The organism is Niastella caeni (assembly GCF_004834005.1).
Classification (GTDB): domain Bacteria; phylum Bacteroidota; class Bacteroidia; order Chitinophagales; family Chitinophagaceae; genus Niastella; species Niastella caeni.
The window spans coordinates 123,541-147,657 of the sequence record NZ_STFF01000007.1 but is presented as its reverse complement, the minus strand read 5'-3'; the positions used below and the strand labels follow the sequence as shown (position 1 = coordinate 147,657).

The following is a 24,117-nucleotide window of genomic DNA, read 5'->3' as shown; positions in this document are numbered from 1 at the left end:
ATGACGATTTTGTTCCTGGTACTAATTATAATAGCTAGCGTGGCCATCGGGTTGTTTATTTTGATCCAGAATCCCAAAGGCGGCGGATTGGCCGGTAATATTGCCGGTTTCAATACCCAGTTCATGGGCGTAAAACAAACCACCGATGTACTGGAAAAAGGTACCTGGGTAATGGCGATTGCAATTGCCCTGTTATGCTTGTTTTCGGCGTTTTTTATCCCAGAGGGTAAAAGCAGCGGTCGCGATCCGGTAAATGCACGTCCGGCAACATCAGCCCCCGCTCCTGCCAGTGGCTCACCTTTACAATCAACGCCTCCAGCGAAATAATTATATTGTAAAAAAATAGCTGAACCCTGTCTTTTTAGAGACAGGGTTTTTTATTTATTTTAGGCCGGTATCGGCAGTTGCAGTGTATTTGCTTTTGGCTTTTTGCCTTTTGCTTTCGGCTTGGAGCTTGCGGCTTGAAGCTTGTAGCTTAATTAGCATAGTTCTTGCACAATACGAACAGGAAAAGAAGCAATGGATGAAAATAAATTAATCTATATCCCATGTTCAGAAAACTGGTCATAAGCGTTCTGATTATAGTAGTGCTGGCAGGTACCTATGCCGGCTGGCAGTTTTTTACTGCCAATACCGCATTTCCCGAGAAATCTAAATACCTCTACATTCGAACCGGTCATGCCACCTGGCCCGAGGTTTCAAAATCATTTCATGACAGCAACCTGGTAAAGAACCCCACTGCCCTTGATCTACTGGCCACCAGGTGGGACGTATCGGAAAAGCTCAAAGCCGGACGGTACGAATTAAAGCAGGGCATGAGCCTGATGGATATTGCGCGCCTTTTACGTAACGGCACCCAGGCGCCGGTAAAACTCATCATCACCAAGCTGCGCACCAAAGAAAACCTGGCCGGGTTCCTGGGCCGTAAAATGGAAATAGATTCAGCCGACGTTATAAATTATTTATCCAACGCCGATTCCCTGCAGCCATTCGGGTTCGATTCCAATACGGTAATGGCCATGATATATCCCAATACGTATACCTATTTCTGGAATGCGTCGTTGAATACCATCTTTGATAAGTTTTACACCGAATACAAAAAAGTGTGGACGGAAGAACGCCGCCAGCAGGCGCGTAACCTGGGGCTTACACCCGCTATGGCCTATACGCTGGCTTCCATTGTAGAAGAAGAAACCACTGCACTTGACGAAAAAGACACTATTGCCAGTGTATACCTGAACCGCTTTCGCAAGGGAATGAAATTGCAGGCCGACCCTACCATCAAATTCGCCATGCGCGATTTCACGCTGAAGCGCATTTATCTGAAATACCTTACAGTTGAATCGCCCTATAATACCTATATGAATGCAGGGTTGCCGCCCGGTCCTATTTGTACGCCTTCCCTGCAAACACTCGATGCAGTTTTACAATCGCCGCAAACAAATTATCTTTATTTTGTAGCCAAAAGTGATTTTTCAGGACATCACGTGTTTAGTGAAACATATGAGCAACACCTGGTAAAAGCGAAGGAATTTCAGAAAGCACAGGACATAGAACAACAGAAAAGAGCAGCCGCACAAGACGATATAGAAACGCCTAAATGAACGTAGAACGCATCATATCAAACTCACCCCCTATCCGCTTTTTTTCAGAAAAAAGTAAGAAAATAATATTGCCCGGATTTGACGGCGTACCCCTGTACGATGTGATCATGTTTTTTAAAGAGCAGGTACGCCGGGTGGGATTAACCGAGAGAGCCTCGGCCATATCCTATAATTTTATCATGTCTATTCCGCCCTCGTGTTTGTTCCTGTTCACGTTGATACCGCAATTGCCTTTTATTCGCCGGGGACAGGTAAAACGCCAGTTGCATTCCATAATACGCGATATTATACCGGCAGATACCTACAATAAGGGAATTATCAGTTTTGTAGACAGCTTCTTCAAGGATGATCACATTGCCCTGTTATCGTTCGGCTTTTTGTTGCTTATCTTTTTTGCTTCTAATGGAATGATGGGCCTCATGCGTTCATTCAACAAGAATTACATAGGCTTTGAAAAAAGAACGGGACTGAATACCCGACTTATAGCCATCAAGCTCACTATTATCATAATGGGGTTGATACTGGGTTGTGTGTTATTACTGATACTGCAAAGCACGGTATTGAAACTGCTGGGTATAAAAAGTGTATTTGTACTAACCGTTATCGGCATCTTCAGGTGGTTGTTCCTCGTAAGCCTCATATTTTATGCCATCGCTTTCATTTATAAATACGCCCCGGCTATACAAAAACGATGGAAGCTGATATCTCCGGGATCTATCCTGGCTACTTTTTTAAGCATCCTTACCACCCTTGGGTTTTCCATCTTTGTTAACAATTTCGGAAAGTACAATGCGCTGTACGGATCAATAGGTACCATCATTGTGTTAATGATCATTATTTATATTAATTCGTTGGTGCTGCTCATTGGATATGAGCTTAATGTAAGTATTCACTCTATAAAAGCCATGTCGGAAGAACGGCAGAAACAAGTACACAATACGAGTGATGATCTTATTTTTCATGATCGGGTTTAATGAGGAAAAAATTCCAGGAACCAAGAAACCAGGAACTAAAGAATAAAACCAGGTTCCAAACTCCAAAAGCATTGTTATTTGAGATTTGAAATTTATTTGGTTCTTGTGATTTGTGATTTTGCAATATGCCTCTCTCACATTAGAAATATTCACTATTTTTTAATAAAAATTTAAAGCCGCTCAACAGAAAGTAGTAGGTAAAACCGTCATTTTTTAGTAAACTTTGCATAGCTGTTTGCGATACTGGTCTACGCTATGAAAGCTCCGTCGAAAAATTTTTAATAGACATTTCGTACTATAAAGAACTTATACAGGCAAATTTCCTTCCGGCCCTTGTATTAACCATCAAATAAAAACGTCAGATGAAAAAAATTTTGATCAGCTTATTGCTGTTACCCGCAATGGTAGTTTTATCATTTACTATGGAAGACCCTTTACCATTGGGCTCCGCTATTCCGAAAACAGAAAATAAGTTAAAAGATATTTCCGGCAGGGAAGTGACATTGAAAGACGCGATGAAAGAGAACGGTTTGCTGGTAATGTTTAGTTGTAATACCTGCCCTGTGGTAATTAACAATCAGGCCCGTACAAAGGAAATCTGTCAGTTTGCTGCTAAAAAAAGCATTGGTGTGGTTTTATTGAATTCTAATGAAGCTAACCGAAAAAGTTCCGAGTCATTAAACGCCATGCAGGACTATGCGAAAGGGCAAGGGTACAACTGGTATTATGCAGAAGATAAAAATAATGAGTTGGCCGATGCCTTTGGAGCCACACGTACACCAGAAGTTTTTCTGTTCGATAAAACCGGAAAGCTGGTATATCATGGCGCTATGGATGATAGTCCTTCCGATGCAGCCAGTGTGAAACGCAATCATTTAAAAGAAGCGATCAATGAAACGCTCGCCGGAAAGGAAGTATCGGTTAAACAATCTAAATCGGTTGGTTGTAGTATTAAGAGAATTTCATAACACCAATAAGAGTCCCGTTTTTAAAATCTGTACAACCCCGATACGTCGGGGTTTTTTATTGTAGATTGTTTATTGCAGATTGCAACACATTGCATATTGTAAATTGTAGATTGTCTATTTGCTGCTTATCGCATTCACGTTGCTTTTGAAGCCTTGGCGAAAGCGGACCTTGTTGCCTCGCTGCCTCTTTGTCTTTGCCTGTAGCTGTATTTCTGCTTTCAGCTTGCGGCTGTTTTTGCGTGCCGCGTGTAGCTGTATTTGCTTACGGCTTACAGCTTATAGCCTTACAACTGTAACATGTTTCAATGTTACCCCCTTTAAATAACCAGCTTCTGCCCTGTTGATTTTACTCCCCACAACAGGCAATGTGTTTTATATACCATTAACATTATGTCCCAATATGTTGGCCATCCTGGTCAGGGCATAAAAAATGCTGCTATATATCAACCTCTTAAAACCTTTACCGCTTTCTTACAAAAACACCAAAATAAAGTCAGATGAAAACAACAATTTTTTCTTCGTTTGCGGTATTTGCTCTGGTTTCGATGTTTGCCTGTCAAAGTCCAACAACAACTGATAATACAAACGCAGATTCAGTAGGCGCTATCAATCAGGCGCCAGACAATACCCGTTCCGATCGTGATATGACAACTGATCCAGCCACGAGCCCACAGGGTACGGTTGATGACAAAACCCGCACGTTTATAAATGATGCGGCGCTGGGTGGTATGGCAGAAGTTGAGATCAGTAAACTGGCCAACGATAGAGCAATGAACCCACGCGTAAAGAATTTTGCAGAAATGATGGTACGGGATCATAGCGCAGCCAATGATGATTTGAAAACAATAGCCAGTAAAAAGAATGTAACGTTACCGAGTGACCTGGGAAAACATAAGGACCACTTAGAGGATCTAAGCAAAAAGAATGGCGCAGCGTTTGATAAAGCCTATATGAAAATGATGGTCGATGATCATCAGGATGTGGTAGATGAATTTGAGAAAACAGCACAGAACGGTACCGATCCCGATGTGAAGACTTTTGCATCGCAGAAATTACCAACGCTTAGAATGCACCTTGATTCAGCAAAAGCCATTAATAAAAGCCTGAAATAATTCCAGGATTATAGTGCGGAGTTTTAGATCGAACATTGAGTATTCAGAAAACGCCTAACGCAGAACGCGAAACGCTTACCGCTGAATGCTCAATGTTCTTTTTATAGTAAGAAGCATCAGGCGATGCTTTCACTTTTTCATTTCTCATTCCTCATTCTTCATTTCTTCATTTCTTCCAACTTCGACATTCGATATTCGACATTCGATATTCAATATTCGATATTCGATATTATTTACTTCCTGTCATTCTTCCCACCTCCAGTTCAATTTGCCTGTCGGTCATGGGGCGGCCAAAAAATTTACGAAAGCCGGTTTTATTATTCACCAGTAAAGTAGATGGTAACGTGCCATCCCATTTAGGATCGATCTTCGGACAAAAATAATCGGCATTGGTTTCATTTAACCAGAAGAAGGTGGCATCGAAATGATGCTTTTTTATTACTTCCAGGATCTTATTGGGATAAGAGTTGGCAAAGTCAAGGCTCACCAGCAATAATTCTACCTTTTGCTCGCTATACTTTTTAACGGTTTCCATGAAATAAGGTATTTCCTCAACACAAGGCGCGCACCAGGTAGCCCAGCAATTCACCACTATTGGGTGATCGCTGTTCTTGATATACTCTTCCACTTCGGTGATCTTTACCTTTTTGATGGTCTGGGAGAAGATCGCTGTGGCTAGTAATATTAAACAGGCTGTAATGAATATTTTTTTCATTTGTGATTTATTAATAAAGGCAACAAGGTAACGAGGCATAAAGGCAACGAGGTAAGCCATGTCTTTCTACTTCGACATTCTACATTGGATATTCAATATTCATTATTTCTTCTTCCCTTTCTCATTCTTCATTCTTAATTTTTAATTCCTCATTTCCCATTTCTTCCTCAAATCCCCATTTCTCCAACAACTCATTCAGCTGCCCCTCCGGTAACCGGCACGAATCATAATGCCCGGCCAGCTTTTTTTGCCGCTGCGCCTCATACAACGTAACGGCACAGGCTACTGAAATGTTCAGCGATTTAATAATGCCTACCTGCGGAATAATGAAATTACCGTCGGCCATGGCGCGTATTTCATCGCTTACGCCCGAATGTTCATTTCCAAATACCAGGGCAATGCGACCCGTAAAATCAATTTCGTACAAATTAACGGCATCACTGCTAAGGTGGGTAGTTAAAATCCTGTCATATTTCTGCCGCAAGGCCCTGAAACAGGCTTCAGCATCTGTAAACTGGTGCACCGAAAGCCATTTGGCCGCACTACTGCTGCTTTTTGCGCCCCATTTCTTATGACGGGGAATTTTAGTGTTCAATACATATACCTCCTGTACACCAACAGCATCACAGGTACGCATTACAGCCGATATATTGTGCGGATCAAAAACATTTTCCAAAACCACCGTAATATCACTTTGCCGCTTATTTAACACAGCCAGCAGGCGGGCACGTCTTTCAGGAGTCATATTATAATTTGTTACAGGTTTCAAGCCTGCCTGCCGGCAGGCAGGTTACAGGTTACATGGGTGGCTGCAGGTAGTGTATTTTCCCTGAAACCTGTAACCTGGAACCGTTAACTATTGTATCTTGCTTCTTTTTCAACTATATTCACACTTAGATAATTGTAAGTAAACCAATTACCTATGCTCAAAAAAATCGCCAAAATCACAGGTATCACCCTGGGCACGTTGATTGTTATCCTGTTTATAGCCCCGTTCATTTTCAAAGGCAAGATCATAGCCATTGCCAAAGAACAGATCAACAATAACATAAACGCAAAAGTAGATTTTAAAGACCTCAGCCTCTCCTTCTTCCGTCATTTCCCAAGAGTTTCTGTGGCGCTCGAAGAACTACAGGTAGTAGGCACCGATATTTTCGCCAAAGACACCCTGATCAGCGCCAAAGAAATTGATGTGGCGGTTAACCTCTTCAGTGTAATCGGCGGCAAGAATATGAAAATTTATTCGGTTAATGTAAACGAACCGCGTATTCATGCCATTGTTACCAAAGAAGGTAAAGCCAACTGGGATATTGCCAAACCCGATACGGCCACTACCCCTTCAACAGATACGGCCGCTTCATCTCCTTTTCAAATGAACCTGCATAAGTATGCTATTAAAAATGCATACATCAAATATGATGATGCAAGTACAGGTATGAGTACGGAACTGGTAAATCTTACGCACGAAGGCAGCGGCGATTTTACATCTGACCTGTTTACCCTGGAAACCAATACAAAGGCCGATGCCATAACCTTCATCTATGGCGGCATTCCTTATCTCAACAAAACCAAAACCGGCATTGACCTGGATATTAAGGTGAATAATAAGGACAACAAATATTCCTGGAAGACAGACGAAATAGCGCTGAACGATCTAAAGCTGGCAACAACAGGATCTTTCCAGTTGGTGAACGACAGCACTTACGATATGGACATCCTCTTTAGTACGCCTTCAAACGATTTTAAAAGCATACTGTCTTTAATTCCTTCCGTATACCAACATGAATTTGAAAAAGTAAAAACAAGCGGTACAGCTATTTTAAGCGGCCTGGTAAAAGGCATTTACAGCAATACGGAAATTCCTGCATACAAGATCAGCCTCGATATACGGGAGGGCTTCTTCCAGTATCCTGATCTGCCCAAGCCGGTCAAGAACATCAATGTTCTGGTAAATGTGAACAATCCCGATGGGGTAACCGATCATACGGTAGTTGATATTCCAAAAGGTCATATTGAATTTGGAACCGATCCTTTCGATTTCAAAGTATTTCTGCAAAAACCCATGACCGACCGGTATATTGATGCTTCCGTTAAAGGAAAGCTCGACCTGGCGGGTATTACCCAGTTCGTTAAACTCGATCCCGGCACCAAACTCGGCGGAACCGTTGACGCCGATGTACAGGCAAAAGGTAACCTGGCAGTTGTACAGCAACAAAAGCCAGGAGAGTTCTACGCCAAAGGGTACATCGATATCAACAAACTGTATTACTCATCAAAAGAATTTCCGCAACCGATACAAAACACCAGCGCCAGAATAAATTTTGAAAGTCCGGATGGCCTGGCAGACCACGCCGTTATACAAATTCCTGCAGCACATGCTGAAATAGGAAAAGACGTGGTTGACCTTACCCTGCTGCTTAAAACCCTGGCTTCTGATCCTTATTTTGATGGAACCGCCAAAGGCACCTTTAACCTGGGCAACGTGGCGCAGTTCTATACATTTGAACCCGGTACCTCACTGGCAGGCAACCTGCAGGCCAATGTATCGGTGAAGGGCAAGAAATCATTTATCGATAAAAGCCAGTACGAGGCCATACAAACGGCCGGCACCGTGCAGGCGACCAATGTAAGTTATAAGTCGAAAGATTACCCCGACGGTGTTAACCTGAAAAACACCCTGCTCACCTTTAACCCCAAGAACGTTACGGTGAACGATGTGACCGGTAATTTCCAGGGAACCAATTTTAACGCCAATGGCAGCTTCGATAACCTGATCGGCTATGCGTTAAAAGATGAAACGTTAGCTGGTGTATTAAGTGTGTCGGCCGACAAAGTTGATCTCAACAAATTGATGGGCACCTCCACCACTACCCCGGCGCCTGCACCAACTACAAAAGATTCAACAGCTACTACTCCACCTGCTACTGCCAGTGAACCATTTGCGGTTCCTAAAAACATCAACCTTACGTTGAATGCCAAAGCAGGCAGTGTAAAATACGATAAGGTAGATTATAAAAATATTGCCGGTACCCTGCAGGTAAAAGATGAAACTGTTGCGTTGAAAGATGTAAAAATGCAGGCATTGGATGGAACCATTGCCCTGGGCGGCACCTACTCTACCAAACTAAGCAAAAAGAAACCCGACATTTCGCTTACCTATGATGTTCAGGGGCTGGATATACAAAAAACTTTCTTTGCTTATAATACCATGCAAAAGCTGATGCCGATAGGCCAGTTCATTGCCGGTAAATTAACATCGAAGCTTACGATGAACGGCCAACTGGGTGAAACCATGATGCCCGACCTGAGCACTATTACCGGTAATGGTTCGCTGTTGTTGCTGGAAGGCGTGCTGAATAAATTCGCGCCGCTCGACAAACTGGCCAGCGCCCTGGATATTTCGAGCCTGAAACAAATGTCCCTGAAAGACGTAAAAAGCTATTTTGATGTGGCCGACGGAAAAGTGTTTGTAAAACCTTTCAATGTAAAAGTGCAGGACGTGAATATGGAAATTGGCGGCAAACATGGGCTCGACCAGTCGATCGATTACGTGATCAACATGAAAGTGCCGCGGGATAAACTGGGCAGCAAGGCCAATGCCCTGGTCAACAACCTGGCAATGCAGGCCAGCAACAAAGGCATTCCGGTTAAGTTAAGCGACGTTATCAGCTTTAAGGTGCATATGGGCGGGTCTATTACCCACCCCACCGTAAATACCGACCTGGCCGGTGCAGGCAGCAGCCTGGCAGATGACATGAAGAACCAGGCCCAGGAGCTGATCGCCGCCAAAAAAGCCGCCGCTGACAGTGCTGTGGCCCACGCCAAAAGCGCAGCAAAAGACACGCTGGCATCGGTCAAGAACCAGGCCGTACAGGCAGCCAAAGACCATATTGCCAGGCAACTATTCGGGCAGAAGGACAGCACGGCTACCAATGACAGCGCCAAAAAAGATGTGAAGAAAAGCGCTATAGAATCTGCTAAAGGCTTGCTGGATGGTTTTAGAAAGAAGAAGAACTAGCTACTGTGCTGATGAAATACAGCTACACTTCAATCCACAAGCAAAAGGCAGAGATGGGACGCTGCGCGGAAGCTGTATTTGCTTGAAGCGTGCAGCTTGCGGCTTGCAGCGGTTCTTCACCACATATTAAAAAGAGGTTGCATCCACTGCAGCCTCTTTTCATTACATAGCCTGTAATATGGAGCTTGTAATTTGGTTTTTAGTCCTTTTTTGTAACAGCTTTTCCCCAACCCCGGCACAACACCACCAAAGTTGAAACCCCGGGATCGGCTGAAACGCAATAGGGTTTTAATTTTAAGCCGTTTTCCCCTATTTTTGCCCCTCTCGTAAAATTAAGAGAACAAGAATCAAAACTATGGACAATCTGTTCTATCTAATGCCCCTCATGGGCATCATCGGCTTGCTGTATACTTTCATCAAATTTAACTGGGTTTCAAAACAAGAAGCGGGTTCCGACCGCATGAAAGAAATCAGCAACTACATAGCACAAGGTGCAATGGCCTTTTTACGGGCCGAATGGAAAATACTGGGTTATTTCGTTGTAATTGTAGCCTTGTTGCTTGGCGTAATGGCCAGCTTTAATTCCGAATCTCACTGGGCTATAGCCGTAGCCTTTGTAATTGGTGCGGTATTCAGTGCCGTGGCCGGTTATATTGGTATGCGCATTGCCACTAAAGCCAATGTACGCACTGCGCATGCAGCCCGTACCAGTTTAAGTAAAGCCCTGCAGGTTTCCTTTACCGGCGGCTCTGTAATGGGTTTGGGCGTGGCTGGTTTGGCCGTGTTGGGACTGGGTGGTTTGTTTATCATTCTGAAAGTCATCTTCGCAGCCGAAGCAGGAGTTAATTCAGCAGAAATGGTTAGGACCATAGAGGTACTTACCGGTTTTTCATTAGGCGCTGAATCAATTGCCCTGTTTGCCCGTGTGGGCGGCGGTATTTATACCAAAGCTGCCGACGTAGGTGCTGACCTGGTAGGTAAAGTAGAAGCCGGCATTCCGGAAGACGATCCCCGCAACCCGGCTACCATTGCCGATAACGTGGGCGATAACGTAGGAGATGTTGCCGGTATGGGCGCCGACCTGTTTGGTTCGTATGTAGCCACCGTTTTAGCTACCATGGTATTAGGCCGGGAAGCAGTTGTACAAGACCAATTCGGTGGTTATTCACTCATATTACTGCCTATGCTGATTGCCGGCGTAGGTATTTTATTTTCTATCGTAGGGACCTTCTTTGTACGCATCAGCGAATCTGCAGGTGTTAACACCAACACTGTGCAAAAAGCGCTGAACATGGGTAACTGGGGTTCTATTATCCTTACCGCCATTGCCTCTGTTGGTCTGGTGTTCTGGATCCTGCCCGAAGGTGATTTTCACCTGGTACGTGATGTTGTAAATGGTTCGCTGGCAGCGGACGCCAAAACCTTTACCCGCGAAGGCATCCTCGGCGCTATAGTGGTTGGTTTAGTGGTTGGTACTTTAATGAGTATCATTACCGAATATTATACAGCCATGGGTAAACGCCCCGTGTTAAGCATCGTACGTCAATCAGGTACCGGTCATGCTACAAACGTAATTGGTGGTTTGGCTGTAGGTATGGAATCTACCTTATTACCCATCCTCGTATTGGCAGGTGGTATCTGGGGTTCTTACCAATGTGCCGGTTTATATGGTGTGGGCATTGCCGCTGCCGGTATGATGGCCACCACGGCTATGCAATTGGCGATCGATGCTTTCGGACCTATTGCCGATAACGCCGGTGGTATCGCTGAAATGAGTGAGCTGCCAAAAGAGGTGCGCGAAAAGACCGATGTACTGGATGCAGTAGGTAACACCACTGCAGCTACCGGTAAAGGATTTGCGATCGCTTCAGCCGCCCTTACCGCACTGGCCCTGTTTGCTGCATTCGTAGGTGTTGCTAAAATTCCAGGGATCAATATTTATAAAGCCGATGTACTGGCAGCCTTGTTTGTAGGTGGCATGATCCCCTTCATCTTCTCTTCACTTGCTATACGCGCTGTTGGACAAGCAGCTATGGCCATGGTGGAAGAAGTGCGCCGCCAGTTCCGTACCATTCCTGGTATTATGGAAGGAAAAGGCAAGCCTGAATATGATAAATGCGTAGCCATCTCCACAGAAGCTTCTATCAAAAAGATGATGTTGCCCGGCGCCATTGCCATTGTTTCTCCCCTGATCATAGGTTTCCTATTAGGACCTGAAGCATTAGGTGGTTTCCTGGCTGGTGCTACCGTTAGCGGCGTATTGATGGGTATGTTCCAGAACAACGCCGGTGGCGCCTGGGATAATGCCAAGAAGTCTTTTGAAAAGGGTGTTGAGATCAATGGTGAAACCTTCTACAAAAAGAGTGAGCCGCATAAAGCATCTGTAACCGGTGATACTGTAGGTGATCCGTTTAAAGATACCTCTGGTCCTTCTATGAATATCCTGATCAAGTTAATGTCGATTGTATCCCTGGTTATTGCGCCTACCCTGGCCCAGATCTATAGTAACGGTGATACGCATACTGCACAAGCAAATAAGAAAATTGTAATACCTGACCATAACCGTGATATTACAAATACTTATACAATAGAAAAAAAGATTAATTGAATATTCCAAAAAAAATCTTAAAATATTCAAACAACGACATTATCTTTGTTAGTAACAACTTAAGGCACTATATCATACCAAATACCAACGTCCCCATGTTTCTACATCGGGGACCCTTTTTTTTACCCCCTACCCCTAAAGGGGTGTGTATAATAGGTAGCCTTTCAATATAGATGTTTACACTTACTCACATCCCACTTCATTCTTCTCTTCTTATCTATTACTTCCTGCCCTCTTAATTTTATCAACGCTATCAACTAATCAACTTATTAACTTGCTTCTCCTTCCCTACCAGCTGCTCGCTTTCTACTTAACCAACGCAAACCAAGGCGCCTGCACAAACGAACCTGTAAATTTTACACGTAGGTTACTGTGAACTGTAACCGTTATATTATTTACATCGTATAACGTGTGTGGGAACCAGGTAAAACGACACTCGATTGTACCAAATATCAGGTTCTCATTTCGGGTGCGGATGCCACCGCCGGCAGCAGGAAATAAACCACCGCGCCATATACCGGTTTGTTCAGGCGACATAAGCGTTGCCTTTCCAAATGCAAAAAAACCGATCTTGAAACCCAGGATACTCCACCGCGTATACAAGCTGGTTTCTGTACCGGCTGAAATACGTTGGGTGGCCCTGACGCTATCTGTATTAAAACGCTCAAGGCCAAATTCGTTATTTATTAATAGCGGCTCATACACACGCCTGTTATAAATACCTGCATAACTGATATTAACAAACTGTCTTAATTTGTATTTAGGAAAATCATATAAACGACTGAACCAGGAAATATTCAACAACGCGCTATTATCCTGCCATTGCTTTTTATATAAATTGGTACCCAGCGCCAGCGTATAGTTCCAATAGTTACTGCCCCTGTCAACTAACCAATGATCAAACTCCCACCCTACATACAACCGGCGCAAACTATCTACCTGTGCCGAGCCAATCGTTACCTTACGCATCATCCCAACCGGAAGGTCTTCCGTTCTTCCAAAACCATAAATATAATTGGTACGGTAAAAGTTTATTTTATACCAGGTGATCTGACCTAACACGTATCGCTTATTGGCATAACGGAAATCGAATGAATCTAACTTCGGCGGCAGTATAAAGTGCTGATCAAAATAACGCATTGACACAAAACGACGACGCCGGCTGTCTTCACCCGTACGCTCCTGCCTGTACATCCCGATGTTATAACCCAGCCATACATCACCTAACTGGTATTTATAATCGCTGAACAAAATAGCCGGCTTTTGAAACACGTTGGTGCTCCGGTTCCAGCTTAATTCCAAGCCGCCCGCAATGCGGGCATTGGGCGTATACAAAGGCCGATCGAGTTTCAGGTAATACGCCGTTTCATTTTCATTGCCCAATGAGGCGCCCTGATTAATGGTGGTGTACGCTGCCGCTACATTGATAAAGGAGCCTGCAATACTGGTTTTGCGATACATGATCTCTGACCCTATTACCGGACTTCGGGTACGATCATATAACATAGTATATTGTAACCGTTGCGCCATACCCAGGAAATTGGCATCATATACCGAAGCCTGAAAATCTTTAATGCCCGATGTTTTCAATTCTGCGCCCCAGCTAAATACATCGCGCAACCGAACAATCAGGTCAACGGAATCCGGCGTCACGAGACGAACAATGATGCGGGCGTCTTTGATAAAATTCTGATCGCGCAAAAAACGTTCATTATCCGCCAACCGGTAGGGATCCACCAATTGTCCCTTTTTTACAAACAACAATTCCCTGATGATATAGTCCTTGGTATTGGTTTGCAATTTATCGGCAGCCCTGGTTAATGCGCTGATGATGCTGGTAGAAGTATCATCCACATTTTCGCCAAAAGATAAATTGCGAATAACAACCCGCCTGATCACTTTGCCTGCGTATGGGCGGTAACTATCTTCACTTCGTTGAAAGAAAGTGGAGTCCTGGCTTTTTTCACCAACTACCAAAAAGTTGTGGTAAATATCTTTTGCAAGGGAACCAATTCTAACTTTCTTCCTGGTACTGTCCTGACCGATAGCCAAAGTAATGCTTCCTGTAAAACAACAGCAACAAATAATATAACGGAGTGATGCGTGCATAATTCATATTGGTTCAAAAGGGCAATGACAATTAACGCTTTATAACTATCAAATGTTCTATTACATCAATTATACCATCATACGCATTGCCCTGCGTACCGGTTTGCTAAAACGGATGTAGAAAAAAATCTACTTTTGTAACTGATTGCTCCGTTAAACAGCTTGCCTATGGCCCCCGAAATCCTATACTTCGCAATTCCCGGCTTTATTATATTGCTGGTGCTGGAAGCATGGTATTCCTGGAAGGAACATAAGGATTACTATGAGGTGAAAGATACCTTCAGCAGCCTGGCCATGGGAATTGGAAACGTTATCTCGGGTTTACTGGCAAAGTTAGTTGTATTGGCCGCTTTTATGCTGGTGTATAAGTTCCGGCTGTTTACCCTTCCCTTCACCTGGTGGATGTGGGCGCTCGCCTTCTTTGCCGATGACCTGTCGTATTACCTGTTTCATTATACCTCTCACAACATGCGCTGGTTCTGGGCTTCGCATGTAGTGCATCATTCCTCCCAACGGTATAACCTGTCTACCGCCCTGCGGCAAACCTGGACGGGCAACCTGACCGGCGGTTTTGTTTTCTGGATGTGGATGCCGTTCCTGGGCTTTCATCCTGTTGTGGTGATGCTGATGCAGCAGATCAGTTTAATTTACCAGTTCTGGATCCATACCGAGGCGATATACATGCTGCCCCGGCCAATTGAATTTATCTTTAACACTCCCTCGCATCACCGGGTACACCATGGCAGTAATCTGAAATACCTCGATAAAAATCATGGTGGCGTATTGATCATCTGGGACCGCCTGTTTGGCACTTTTCAGCCGGAAGAAGAACGTCCAACGTATGGATTAACCAAAAACATTGACACCTACAACCCCGTACGCATAGCCTTTAAAGAATGGGGCGATATGTTCAGGCAGGCCTGGCGGTCAGGGTCGGTACGAAATGGTATTAATTACATCTTGCGCCCACCCGGCTGGAGCCATGATGGAAGCGGGAAAACCGTGCGGGAAATGAGGAATGAGAAAGAGAAACAGAAGAATATTGAATAACGAATGTTCAATGTGGAAGGGAAGAAAGTTCCCTGTTGCTTACCTAAAGCTTACCTCTCGGTTACCTAAAGCTTACCTCTCGGTTACCTAAAGCTTACCTCTCGGTTGCCTAAAGCTTACCTGGTGCTTATATTTTCCCTATAGCTGCCTTACTTCTTCTTTACCTTTTCCTTACCTAACCGGTAAACAATAGGTAAGTCAGGTATAGAGGAGGTATAAGGGAGAAGTAAGACAGGGGGTATAGAAAGGTAAGGAAAAGGTGAGATTTAATTACGCCTATTCACAAAGCATTGCAAATCAATCGAATTAACGAACATGCTAGCCTTTTTCATTTCTCTGTTCCTTATTTTTCATTTTTTGTTTCTCTCCACGTCAGCATTCTTCGGTTCAATATTCAATATTCAATATTCAATCATCCTCCCCCACAACCATCCATCGATATTAACTTCCACGAAAATTTTCGTGTATTTAAATTGTATTAACAATACCTTACGAAATTTGTCGTATTTTTAAGGCAAATGTTGTTCTAATATGGCTACCACTAAAACTATAAAACCCACAGAAAGCGAGTTGGAGATCCTGCAGATCTTATGGAAAAAAGGCAATGCCAGTGTACGCGAAGTACATGAAGAATTGCTGGTGACAAAGGAAGCCGGGTACACCACTACCCTTAAACTCATGCAGATCATGCACGAAAAAGGACTGGTAAAACGCGATGATTCTATCAAAACGCACATTTACCAGGCCGCAGTAAGTAAAGAAAAAACCCAAAAGCATCTTTTGAACAAGATGATCGATACCGTATTTGGCGGTTCGCCGGGAGAGTTGGTAATGCAGGCCCTGGGCAACCACAAAGCATCGGCAGAGGAGCTGGAAGAAATTCAAAAAATGCTGGACAACCTGAAGAAACAATAATAGGATTCCGGGGCTAACTAAAAAATTTTTGATTGTTTGATGGTTAGAGGGTTCGATTGCCGGAGTACTATGGCTATAACAATCAAACAAACTGGCAATCCGACCATCTAAATGGAGGCCTTTCGCCTTTTTAGTCGGCCCTCAGGCAAAAAAACAAAAAATTCAGATGAATCTGTTGTACCAATCAGCTTTTCTAAAAGCATTGGGATGGGCATTACTGAACAGCTTATGGCAAATGGCATTGTTGTGGTTGGTTTATGTGGCGCTTACCATGAATGGAAAAAAGTTGCTATCCCGTCAACGACACGCAATTGCCTTATTATCCCTGGCGGGCGGTTCGCTTTGGTTTTTGATCACCCTGATCATTAACCTGTATAAAGCAGCCAATGGTCAGCAGGTAATAACTTTATATGTATCAGACAACACCCCGGTTTACACAACCTCATGGCCGGGCATTATTACACACTGGTTTGAACCGGCCCTGCCCTTCTTATCAATAGCTTATATGCTGGCAGCCGCGTTCCTTTTTATTCGATTTTATTTTCAATACCGCCATACACAACAATTGTTTACCATCGGTTTGCAAAAAGCAAATCCTGAATGGAGGATCTTCTTGCAACAGGCCGTACAACACATAGGTATAAAAAAGAAAGTGCAGATCTGGCTGTCATCCCTGGTTGATACCCCGGTGACCCTGGGCATTTTTAAACCGGTTATTTTATTACCGATCGCGGCCGTCAATCACCTTTCCATTAAACAGGCTGAGGCCATCATTCTGCATGAGCTGAACCATATTCGCCGCAACGACTACCTGATCAACCTGCTCATTGCCTGTGTGGATGTGATCTTGTTCTTCAACCCGTTCGTTCGCCTGTTAACCGGCATCATTCGCAAAGAGCGGGAAAATTGTTGCGATGACCTGGTATTGCAGTTTTGCTATGAACCGCACAGTTATGCCCGTGCATTGCTTACGCTTGAGCAAAACCGCACTGATTCCAGCGCACTGGCACTGGCAGCAACCGGTAAAGACAAACACTTTTTATTGAACCGGGTAAAGCGCATTTTGGGCAAGGAACCGGTATACAATCCGTTTAATCAAAAACTGATTGCCTACCTGCTTTCGGCCCTGCTCATTGCTTTTATTGGCTGGTACAATCCCGCGCGCACGCGGGATAATTTGATCATAAAAAAGCTGGACGCAGTAAGCACTCCCACTGCGGCTATTGAAACCGTACAAACCAGCTTTAGTACGCCATCTATACCCGATAACAGGGAAAAAGCCCCGGTTGCTTTTATCGCTGTAACGGCTGATGAAAAATCAGCAGAAGGGACCTGCACACCTTGTCCTGAACAGAAAGATCCATTTGAAAAGCTGGAGCAGCTCATTGAGCTCACCACCGACGTAAAACTGGCAGCGCTCTCCAATCAATTCGAAGCGTTGCCTGAACAACTGGCGGGTTTTGTAAATAATGTGGAAATGGCAGATGATTATTCCTTACCTGAAAATAATCCGGCTTCCCAGCCTCCGATGCCGCAGCAGGTATTCCCGTATGTACCGGGCACCAGCTTCTATTTTCAGGCGGTAGAAGATACTTCCCTGCCCAAGAAATATGTGATGACCATTACCGACATCAAGGCGAAAGAAGCCATGGAAAAGTCGATGCAGGCATTGCAAAAGGTGAACTGGAAAAAGCTGGAATTATCGTTAAAACAGCAGGGAATGAAAATTAATATGGAACAAATTCAGCAGGAAATAGAAAAGGCTTTGCAACAGGTTGACTGGAAAAAGGTGAATGAAGAAACCGAAAATGCCCTGGAGGAAGCCCAGGAGCAAATACAACAGGTGCAGCAAGCTTTTGTGGTTAGGTTAGGCGCCCACCAAAGAGAACGCACCCTGCAACAGGAAAGACTGAAACAAGCCCAACAACAGATCCTGATGGACCGTATTCAACAACACGAGCTGCTGAAGAATTTGGAACGGGAAAAGAAAAAGGAGTGTACCACTACACCCACCCGAAAAAAGAAGATCGTTGTAATCTAAGATACCAGGGCCGACCCAAAAATCCGATCCCTCCTCTTTTCATGGTTAGATGGTTTGTAGCCAGATGACTGGTGCATATATTCATTCAGGTTTACTGCGAATACTCATAACGCAAATTATTCATCGATCAACCATATGGCAACCTGCCCGCTGGGGGCAGGTTCAGCTATCAAACAACAAAACTTTTAATTTACACGCGTAAACACCAGCCAGCCTGCCTACCCTTTCATAGGGTTTTATTCATATATTAAAATATAAGATACACGATTTTAGTTGCTCAAATTCATTTTGATACCGGGTGTTTTTTAGAACCCTTTCGTTAAAACATCGGGCACATTTAAAGGGCCCTTTTTACCCTTTTATTAAGACCTGCATAGAGTCGTTTAAAGAAAATTATTGGAGAAGAATTACGGGTGAGCGTGGAAGAAATGACCTCAAAAAACGATTTGAATTTTACGGAACCATGCAAATTTTAAGCGCCATGTCTTGCAAAAAATGCAAACCGCCCTACCCCAAAAACATCCTGCAACGGGTCCGTTTTGCGAACCCGTTTACAAGGCAGGATATGTAGGAATGAGTCATGTGCATTGGATAAAGTTGGTTGGGAGGTGACTGGCTGGAAAATCACCTTCCAGTTTCCAATCGGAACGGATTAATGACAACAAAATCACCGGCTAAAGCTACGAACGGAAAATTACTATGCAAGCCATATGCGCGAATACTTATCCATATTTTTTAAAAAGTTTCGCGGGAACATATGCGAAAAATATCGCTAACAGGAAAGCGATGCTAATGCAAAATGAAACTGTGAATTCAGGGAATTTTCTGACTCGATGGCAGAATAAAAATTGTCATTGGTGAAGGGAATAACCTGCTTATCAGCGGCTTTTTGGGATACCGGTATTAAAAACAAAATCCCGCCTTTGGCGGGATTTGTTGTTCGCAGTTGGTATTGGTTACGCAGACATTACCAAAATAGATCGAGGTGTCTTAGCCTCAAAAACTTTTATAAGTAGCCCCTCCTGAGATCATTTTTGGAAGGGTTTATTTAATCTTCATTCATTCAAACACTGACCAAATTAAACCGGTTGTCCATTGACTGCTCCTGTAAAAACTATATTCATTGTACAATTTCCCTCCCCAATTTCCTCTTTATCAATCAACCAGTAACAGTTCGTATAAAAGGTAATATTTTGCTAGACAGCGAAACATCTGAAGTAGCTGCAACAAATTTTTAAAAGAGTAAAACAAATTGTGAAAATAATCGCCGAAATGATAGCCAATGATCGATAGCAAGTTAGCCTGAAAACCGAAAATTGAAAATTTTCCCATTTCCATTATTGGGAAATATACGCCTGAAAAGCTCATTTCACTCACCACTTAATAGTATCCGGCGCGCATTTTTGCCCTCACAAAACAACAGGTCCAAAACCGATAAATGAGGAATAAACCCTATGCGATCTTCAAAAACCTGGTGGTAACGAACCGGGTTTGGGAAGTCGGTTTGAATAGATTTTGGCGTCAGTTTGTTCCGCCAATCCACCATCCCGGGATCGGTTTTCCCACCCGAAACATATTGCAAATTATCCGCATGAATAGCCAGTCCTAATTTCCCAACCACCCACTCAAAACAGGTCCGGTTCCACTCACTCAACAACTCAACCGGCTGGCGATACAACCTGTCTAACTCGGGTTCAAAGAAATCAAACCAGGGCGACCGCTTATAACAGGAGGTGATGGTTTTCCAATGTTGCGATTGCCAGGGTTTGCGATTATCGATCGCCACCTCCCTCAACAACTTTTTCTGCTCCCGGCCTTCCAGGATCGGAATGCTCAAATTGATGATGCCATTTGAACCAGCCACTACACACCGGTTCCGAAAACTCATTTTTCGCCAGGGTTCATATACGTCAAATTTTATATTCGAAAATTCTATTGACTTTTTAAATAAGGTAACAGGTGGAAAATATTGACTTTCAATTAATAAATTCATAACAACTAACTTTTCCCGTTTTTTGTTTAAGATTGGCTCAAAAAGCTCGAAAATCAATCATTTTATGGGTCAAGAATTCAAAACTTTAATTTCATTAAAAACTCATAAAATAACTGATAATTAAAATTTTACTTTAAATAAACTATACTAAAAATAATGGCAGTCATTTTACCACCAATTTTACAATTTAAACGTCCCTAAATCTAAACTTATTAGCAAAGAAAATTCTAAAATACGATCCCTTTTTTGGCCGGAAAAATTTATCCGTTACATTGTGGCCTAAAAATCATCGACATGCGAAAACTGATCGGGTGGATGCTCCTACCCCTTTTAGCAGTGGGGTGCGCCAAGCCAACCGGGTTCAATTACCTGGGCGTGAAAAATTTTAAAGTGCTGAAGTTTGGATTGAAGGAGTCGACCGTGGGGGCCGATGCAGAATTTTATAACCCGAATAAGTATCCGGTTACCATGAAAGGGGCAGCAGTTGATGTGTACGTGAACAACAATTTTTTCGGAAAAACGACGCTCGACTCCACCATAGAAATTCCCCAAAAGGACACTTTTTTATTGCCCGTGGTTTTAAAAGTTAACATGAATAATACGGCGATGGGGTTGTTGCAAACCCTTTCTTCGGGCTCCGATAGCGTCTTTATAAAATTGGATGGAAGCACCAAAATTGGTCGCGGTGGTCTTTTTATAAATTACCCGATCCGGTACGAGGGCATGCAAAAAATCAGGTTTTAATGAAAATCGGGAACGCGTAAAATGGTAAAAATTAATTTTCCTTTTTTGGGAAAATTTGCTCTCACTAAAATTTTCAACACATGCGTTTTCCAGTTTGTGGAATGGGTTACCGGTCAAAAAAAATTTCAAAAAAATTTTCGACTGATGCAACCATTTTATAAAAAGATGTGAAAATGGTCATTTCAAAATTGAAAACCGGGCATCACTGACTCCTCAAAAATCGAGGGATTACTATTAAAAAATCAACTGGGATCCTACCCCATTTATTGACCTTTTTTGGAAAAAGTACAACCGAAGATCAAAAATCCGGCGACGGAAACTTTTCAATTTTGAGTGATCACACCAACCGGTTTTCCCAAAAAATGGTCGGCACCAGGCCGGGCTGTACAGAAAGCGATCATCCATTTCCGGTTAAAAAATTTCATTCGTTGGGCATTTTTCGCGAAGCCAATTTGGGTTGATTGCTCAAAGATCCGGGTACTAACCCTTACGGACCTCACCCCTTTTCTACCTTCAACAACCACCCGGTCGCACAAAAAACGGCCGCAACAATTTCTCACTTCCATGCCAGTTTGTCTGACAAAATGAGCACATAGAAAAATGAAAACCGTGGTTAAAGCTGGCTGAATTCAACTCCCCGTCCGGGTACAGCTGAGACAAAATCATAAATAAGTTGATCGTATTTTTCGCAGACCAAGGCCCTGATTTTTCACCCCAACCGATGGTAAAAAATTAACGAAAATGATTCCCCGAAATAATTACATTTGAGAAAACAAGTGGTATGAAGAAAATACTTTTAGTGGCAATTGCCGTTATGGGAATTACCACCTTCGCCTCCGCTCAGGCCAAAAAAGGGGTTCAAACAGTTACCATTCAAACCCCCACCGTTCAATGCGAAAGTTGCAAAAAACGCATTGAAGATCACCTGAAACGCGAAGATGGGGTTCAAAAATCAGTCGTGGATTTCAAGAAACATGTTACCAAAGTTACCTTCGTTTCCGAGCGTACCAATGTAGAAAATATTAAGGCTGCCATAGCCAATGCGGGGTATGATGCCGACGATGTAAAAGCAGAAGACGAAGCTTACAAAAAGCTTCCCAAATGCTGCAAAAAACCTGAAGATGGCGGCGGCATGTAGTAGTTATTAAATAAAATCACATATAAAAAAACCATCCCCTTTACGGCGGATGGTTTTTTTATTAATATCCGAATATTACATTCTAATAATTCCTATATGTGAACACACGGCCGGTTATTGCCCCGTCCAGGTTGACGGATCTTTGCGCCAATCCATTAAAATTTGCTGTTGATCGGGCGAAACAATTCCCTTTTCAACGGCCAGTTCAATCAACGTTCCATAGTTGGTAAGAGAAATATAAGGAACGCCTGCCTTCTCAAAAGCTTCGGCGGCAACCGGAAAACCATAGGTAAAAATCGATACCATTCCCATCACTTCCAGTCCGGCGGCCTTTACTACATCCACCACCTGCAGGCTGCTTTTACCGGTTGAGATCAGGTCTTCAATGACCACTACTTTTTGCCCTGCAGTATAATATCCTTCAATCTGGTTACCCAGCCCGTGTTCTTTGGGCTTGGGACGAACATATATGTAAGGCAATTTCAACTGGTCGGCGGCCATAGCGCCCCAGGCAATGCCTGCCGTGGCTACCCCGGCCAGCAACTCGGCATCAGGGAACTCCTGAAACACCACATTGCACATTTCTGATTTAATAAAATCACGGATAAAAGGAAACGATAATACCCGCCGGTTATCGCAATAAATAGGACTCTTCCAACCCGACGCCCAGGTAAAGGGTTGTGCGGGATTTAATTTAATAGCATTACTTTGTAATAACTTTTCGGCTACCGCCTTTTCGTTAGAGGACATATTGTTGATTAAGTTATTTGCGGCGAAATTGACCTTTGCTACCTGAAAACTGAAAATAAGTTATGCACACAAAGATATATTTTAACGACAAACCACTTTTCCTTACAGATTCCATTACCCCCGAAATTGAACCATATGTTCATCATGATGATGCCGTGTTAATTGATGAATTTTCCCCTGGCGGTATTAAATCAATGATCCACGAAATGCGGCTTGACAAAGTACACGCAGGTATTTATCTTCATAATAATGTAGAAGAGCTCAAAAAAGCTTTCTGGAAGAAGTTCATACTGGTAAAAGCGGCGGGCGGACTGGTAGTAAACGAGGCCAATGAGTTATTATTCATCTTCCGGCGCGGTAAATGGGACCTGCCAAAGGGTAAACTGGATGAGGGGGAAACACTGGAGACCTGTGCTGTGCGGGAGATACAGGAAGAAACCGGTTTACAGGAAGTGCTACTGAAAAAACACCTGGTCACCACCTGGCATACTTACGATGAAAGCGGCCATCATATTTTAAAAGAAACACACTGGTATTTATTGTCGGCTTCAAAAGCCCACCCATTAACGCCGCAGGAAAATGAACAGATCACCCGGTTGGAATGGGTGGCGCCGGATAATTTACAGCAATATATTTCCAATACGTTTCCAGCTATTATTGATGTGTTGAAAGCAGGTGGGTACCCCCCGGCCCCCTAAAGGGGGAGAAAGGAAATGAAAAATTAAGAATGAGAAATAAGAAATGAGAAAGGGAAGGCAGAAGAATCTTGAATATTGAATATCGAATATAGAAACTACCTGCCGGCAGGTAGCCAATTTCCAATGTTGAAGTTGAGTATTTACTTGCAGCGTGAAGCGTGCAGCCGTATTGTATTTGCTTTAAGCTTTCGACTTATAGCTTTAAGCTGTTTTGTATTTGCTTGTAGCGTGAAGCTTGTACCTTGCAGCCTTACTTCTTAAGAATCGCCACTGTTAACCGGCTTACACAAACCAGCTTTTCGCGTCCGTCATGGATCTTTATATCCCAAACGTGGGTTGAATTACCCAGGTGAAGTGGTGTAGCTATACCGGTTACTATGCCTTCGCGAACGCCCCGAATGTGATTGGCATTGATCTCGAGCCCTACGCAAATGAATTTTTCCGGATCTATTATCAGTGCGGAAGCTACGCTGCCCAGCGTTTCGGCCAGTACGCAGGAAGCGCCGCCATGCAGTAACCCGTAAGGTTGATTGGTGCGCGTATCAACCGGCATGGTGCCTTTGATAAAATCAACGCCCAGTTCGGTAAATGCAATCCCGAGATGCTCGCTCATGGTATTCTTGCCAAGGCGATTGATTTCGTGTAATTGAAGGTCTTTTTTAAACCAGATCATGCTTCCG

The 24,117-nt window shown here is 43.5% G+C and carries 19 protein-coding genes; 13 read left to right on the top strand and 6 right to left on the bottom strand.

The genetic code is table 11. The features are described from left to right. From secG to FAM09_RS22815, 5 genes are all read left to right on the top strand, one after another. Entirely contained in the window at positions 1-327 is a 327-nt protein-coding gene (gene secG / locus FAM09_RS22835) for a preprotein translocase subunit SecG (protein ID WP_136579478.1), read from the top strand. Positions 328-548: 221 nt separating this feature from the next. Further along, positions 549-1,604 (top strand): endolytic transglycosylase MltG, encoded by a 1,056-nt coding sequence (gene mltG / locus FAM09_RS22830; RefSeq protein WP_136579477.1) that lies wholly within the window; start codon positions 549-551, stop codon positions 1,602-1,604. Beyond that, positions 1,601-2,578 carry a YihY/virulence factor BrkB family protein gene (locus tag FAM09_RS22825; RefSeq protein ID WP_136579476.1) on the top strand — a complete coding sequence of 326 codons (978 nt, stop codon included), beginning with the start codon at positions 1,601-1,603 and terminating at the stop codon, positions 2,576-2,578. The genes mltG and FAM09_RS22825 overlap by 4 nt, the downstream gene beginning before the upstream one ends. A 362-nt stretch (positions 2,579-2,940) precedes the next feature. Beyond that, positions 2,941-3,546, top strand: a complete 606-nt coding sequence (locus FAM09_RS22820) for a thioredoxin family protein (protein WP_136579475.1) — start codon at positions 2,941-2,943, stop codon at positions 3,544-3,546. 497 nt (positions 3,547-4,043) lie between these two features. Next, positions 4,044-4,658 carry a DUF4142 domain-containing protein gene (locus tag FAM09_RS22815; protein WP_136579474.1) on the top strand — a complete coding sequence of 205 codons (615 nt, stop codon included), beginning with the start codon at positions 4,044-4,046 and terminating at the stop codon, positions 4,656-4,658. A gap of 229 nt (positions 4,659-4,887) precedes the next feature. Here FAM09_RS22815 and FAM09_RS22810 read toward each other — a convergent pair whose 3' ends face one another. Both FAM09_RS22810 and FAM09_RS22805 read right to left on the bottom strand, forming a co-directional pair. Continuing rightward, positions 4,888-5,373, bottom strand: a complete 486-nt coding sequence (locus FAM09_RS22810) for a TlpA disulfide reductase family protein (protein WP_166437248.1) — start codon at positions 5,371-5,373, stop codon at positions 4,888-4,890. Between the two features lie 121 nt (positions 5,374-5,494). Further along, a complete protein-coding gene (locus tag FAM09_RS22805) occupies positions 5,495-6,118 on the bottom strand; it encodes a TrmH family RNA methyltransferase (RefSeq protein ID WP_136579472.1) in 624 nt (207 codons plus the stop codon). 177 nt (positions 6,119-6,295) lie between these two features. Here FAM09_RS22805 and FAM09_RS22800 point away from each other — a divergent pair, with 177 nt between their 5' ends. Both FAM09_RS22800 and FAM09_RS22795 read left to right on the top strand, forming a co-directional pair. Next, the gene (locus FAM09_RS22800; protein ID WP_136579471.1) at positions 6,296-9,391 is read left to right on the top strand and encodes an AsmA-like C-terminal region-containing protein; all 3,096 of its coding nucleotides are present in this window, start codon (positions 6,296-6,298) and stop codon (positions 9,389-9,391) included. Between the two features lie 355 nt (positions 9,392-9,746). Continuing rightward, positions 9,747-11,999: a sodium-translocating pyrophosphatase gene (locus tag FAM09_RS22795; protein ID WP_136579470.1), complete on the top strand. Its 2,253-nt coding sequence runs from the start codon at positions 9,747-9,749 to the stop codon at positions 11,997-11,999. 306 nt (positions 12,000-12,305) lie between these two features. Here FAM09_RS22795 and FAM09_RS22790 read toward each other — a convergent pair whose 3' ends face one another. Continuing rightward, positions 12,306-14,108, bottom strand: coding sequence for a BamA/TamA family outer membrane protein (locus FAM09_RS22790; protein ID WP_136579469.1), 1,803 nt, complete (start codon positions 14,106-14,108; stop codon positions 12,306-12,308). Between the two features lie 168 nt (positions 14,109-14,276). Between FAM09_RS22790 and FAM09_RS22785 the strand changes: the two genes are divergently transcribed. The 3 genes from FAM09_RS22785 (at position 14,277) to FAM09_RS22775 (ending at position 18,114) form a co-directional block, all read left to right on the top strand. Next, entirely contained in the window at positions 14,277-15,158 is an 882-nt protein-coding gene (locus FAM09_RS22785) for a sterol desaturase family protein (RefSeq protein ID WP_136579468.1), read from the top strand. A gap of 531 nt (positions 15,159-15,689) precedes the next feature. Next, complete coding sequence (locus FAM09_RS22780) at positions 15,690-16,073, top strand: BlaI/MecI/CopY family transcriptional regulator (protein WP_136579467.1); 384 nt, start codon at positions 15,690-15,692, stop codon at positions 16,071-16,073. Positions 16,074-16,239: 166 nt separating this feature from the next. After that, positions 16,240-18,114, top strand: coding sequence for a M56 family metallopeptidase (locus tag FAM09_RS22775; RefSeq protein ID WP_136579466.1), 1,875 nt, complete (start codon positions 16,240-16,242; stop codon positions 18,112-18,114). A 1,369-nt stretch (positions 18,115-19,483) separates the two neighbouring features. On the opposite strand, the gene FAM09_RS22770 is transcribed toward FAM09_RS22775, so the two are convergent. Continuing rightward, on the bottom strand, positions 19,484-20,107 hold the full coding sequence (locus tag FAM09_RS22770; protein WP_136579465.1) for a WbqC family protein: 624 nt from the start codon (positions 20,105-20,107) through the stop codon (positions 19,484-19,486). 294 nt (positions 20,108-20,401) lie between these two features. On the opposite strand from FAM09_RS22770, the gene FAM09_RS22765 reads away from it, so the two are divergent. Both FAM09_RS22765 and FAM09_RS22760 read left to right on the top strand, forming a co-directional pair. Further along, the gene (locus tag FAM09_RS22765; protein ID WP_136579464.1) at positions 20,402-20,851 is read left to right on the top strand and encodes an LEA type 2 family protein; all 450 of its coding nucleotides are present in this window, start codon (positions 20,402-20,404) and stop codon (positions 20,849-20,851) included. A 781-nt stretch (positions 20,852-21,632) separates the two neighbouring features. Then, the gene (locus FAM09_RS22760) at positions 21,633-21,989 is read left to right on the top strand and encodes a heavy-metal-associated domain-containing protein (RefSeq protein WP_136579463.1); all 357 of its coding nucleotides are present in this window, start codon (positions 21,633-21,635) and stop codon (positions 21,987-21,989) included. Positions 21,990-22,103: 114 nt separating this feature from the next. Here the strand turns inward: FAM09_RS22760 and pyrE are convergent, their stop codons facing one another. Continuing rightward, positions 22,104-22,739 (bottom strand): orotate phosphoribosyltransferase, encoded by a 636-nt coding sequence (gene pyrE / locus FAM09_RS22755; RefSeq protein WP_136579462.1) that lies wholly within the window; start codon positions 22,737-22,739, stop codon positions 22,104-22,106. A 62-nt stretch (positions 22,740-22,801) separates the two neighbouring features. Between pyrE and FAM09_RS22750 the strand changes: the two genes are divergently transcribed. Beyond that, entirely contained in the window at positions 22,802-23,437 is a 636-nt protein-coding gene (locus FAM09_RS22750; protein WP_136579461.1) for an NUDIX hydrolase, read from the top strand. A 250-nt stretch (positions 23,438-23,687) separates the two neighbouring features. Here FAM09_RS22750 and FAM09_RS22745 read toward each other — a convergent pair whose 3' ends face one another. Continuing rightward, entirely contained in the window at positions 23,688-24,110 is a 423-nt protein-coding gene (locus FAM09_RS22745) for a hotdog fold thioesterase (protein WP_136579460.1), read from the bottom strand. Positions 24,111-24,117 lie beyond the last annotated feature (7 nt).

Coding starts and splice junctions, on each gene's coding strand:
- FAM09_RS22800 (WP_136579471.1), top strand. CDS start 6,296: ATGCTCAAAAAAATCGCCAAAATCACAGGTATCACCCTGGGCACGTTG.
- FAM09_RS22745 (WP_136579460.1), bottom strand. CDS start 24,110: ATGATCTGGTTTAAAAAAGACCTTCAATTACACGAAATCAATCGCCTT.
- FAM09_RS22820 (WP_136579475.1), top strand. CDS start 2,941: ATGAAAAAAATTTTGATCAGCTTATTGCTGTTACCCGCAATGGTAGTT.
- FAM09_RS22810 (WP_166437248.1), bottom strand. CDS start 5,373: ATGAAAAAAATATTCATTACAGCCTGTTTAATATTACTAGCCACAGCG.
- FAM09_RS22775 (WP_136579466.1), top strand. CDS start 16,240: ATGAATCTGTTGTACCAATCAGCTTTTCTAAAAGCATTGGGATGGGCA.
- FAM09_RS22815 (WP_136579474.1), top strand. CDS start 4,044: ATGAAAACAACAATTTTTTCTTCGTTTGCGGTATTTGCTCTGGTTTCG.
- FAM09_RS22760 (WP_136579463.1), top strand. CDS start 21,633: ATGAAGAAAATACTTTTAGTGGCAATTGCCGTTATGGGAATTACCACC.
- FAM09_RS22795 (WP_136579470.1), top strand. CDS start 9,747: ATGGACAATCTGTTCTATCTAATGCCCCTCATGGGCATCATCGGCTTG.
- FAM09_RS22805 (WP_136579472.1), bottom strand. CDS start 6,118: ATGACTCCTGAAAGACGTGCCCGCCTGCTGGCTGTGTTAAATAAGCGG.
- pyrE (WP_136579462.1), bottom strand. CDS start 22,739: ATGTCCTCTAACGAAAAGGCGGTAGCCGAAAAGTTATTACAAAGTAAT.
- FAM09_RS22825 (WP_136579476.1), top strand. CDS start 1,601: ATGAACGTAGAACGCATCATATCAAACTCACCCCCTATCCGCTTTTTT.
- FAM09_RS22770 (WP_136579465.1), bottom strand. CDS start 20,107: ATGAATTTATTAATTGAAAGTCAATATTTTCCACCTGTTACCTTATTT.
- FAM09_RS22765 (WP_136579464.1), top strand. CDS start 20,402: ATGCGAAAACTGATCGGGTGGATGCTCCTACCCCTTTTAGCAGTGGGG.
- FAM09_RS22780 (WP_136579467.1), top strand. CDS start 15,690: ATGGCTACCACTAAAACTATAAAACCCACAGAAAGCGAGTTGGAGATC.
- mltG (WP_136579477.1), top strand. CDS start 549: ATGTTCAGAAAACTGGTCATAAGCGTTCTGATTATAGTAGTGCTGGCA.
- secG (WP_136579478.1), top strand. CDS start 1: ATGACGATTTTGTTCCTGGTACTAATTATAATAGCTAGCGTGGCCATC.
- FAM09_RS22750 (WP_136579461.1), top strand. CDS start 22,802: ATGCACACAAAGATATATTTTAACGACAAACCACTTTTCCTTACAGAT.
- FAM09_RS22790 (WP_136579469.1), bottom strand. CDS start 14,108: ATGCACGCATCACTCCGTTATATTATTTGTTGCTGTTGTTTTACAGGA.
- FAM09_RS22785 (WP_136579468.1), top strand. CDS start 14,277: ATGGCCCCCGAAATCCTATACTTCGCAATTCCCGGCTTTATTATATTG.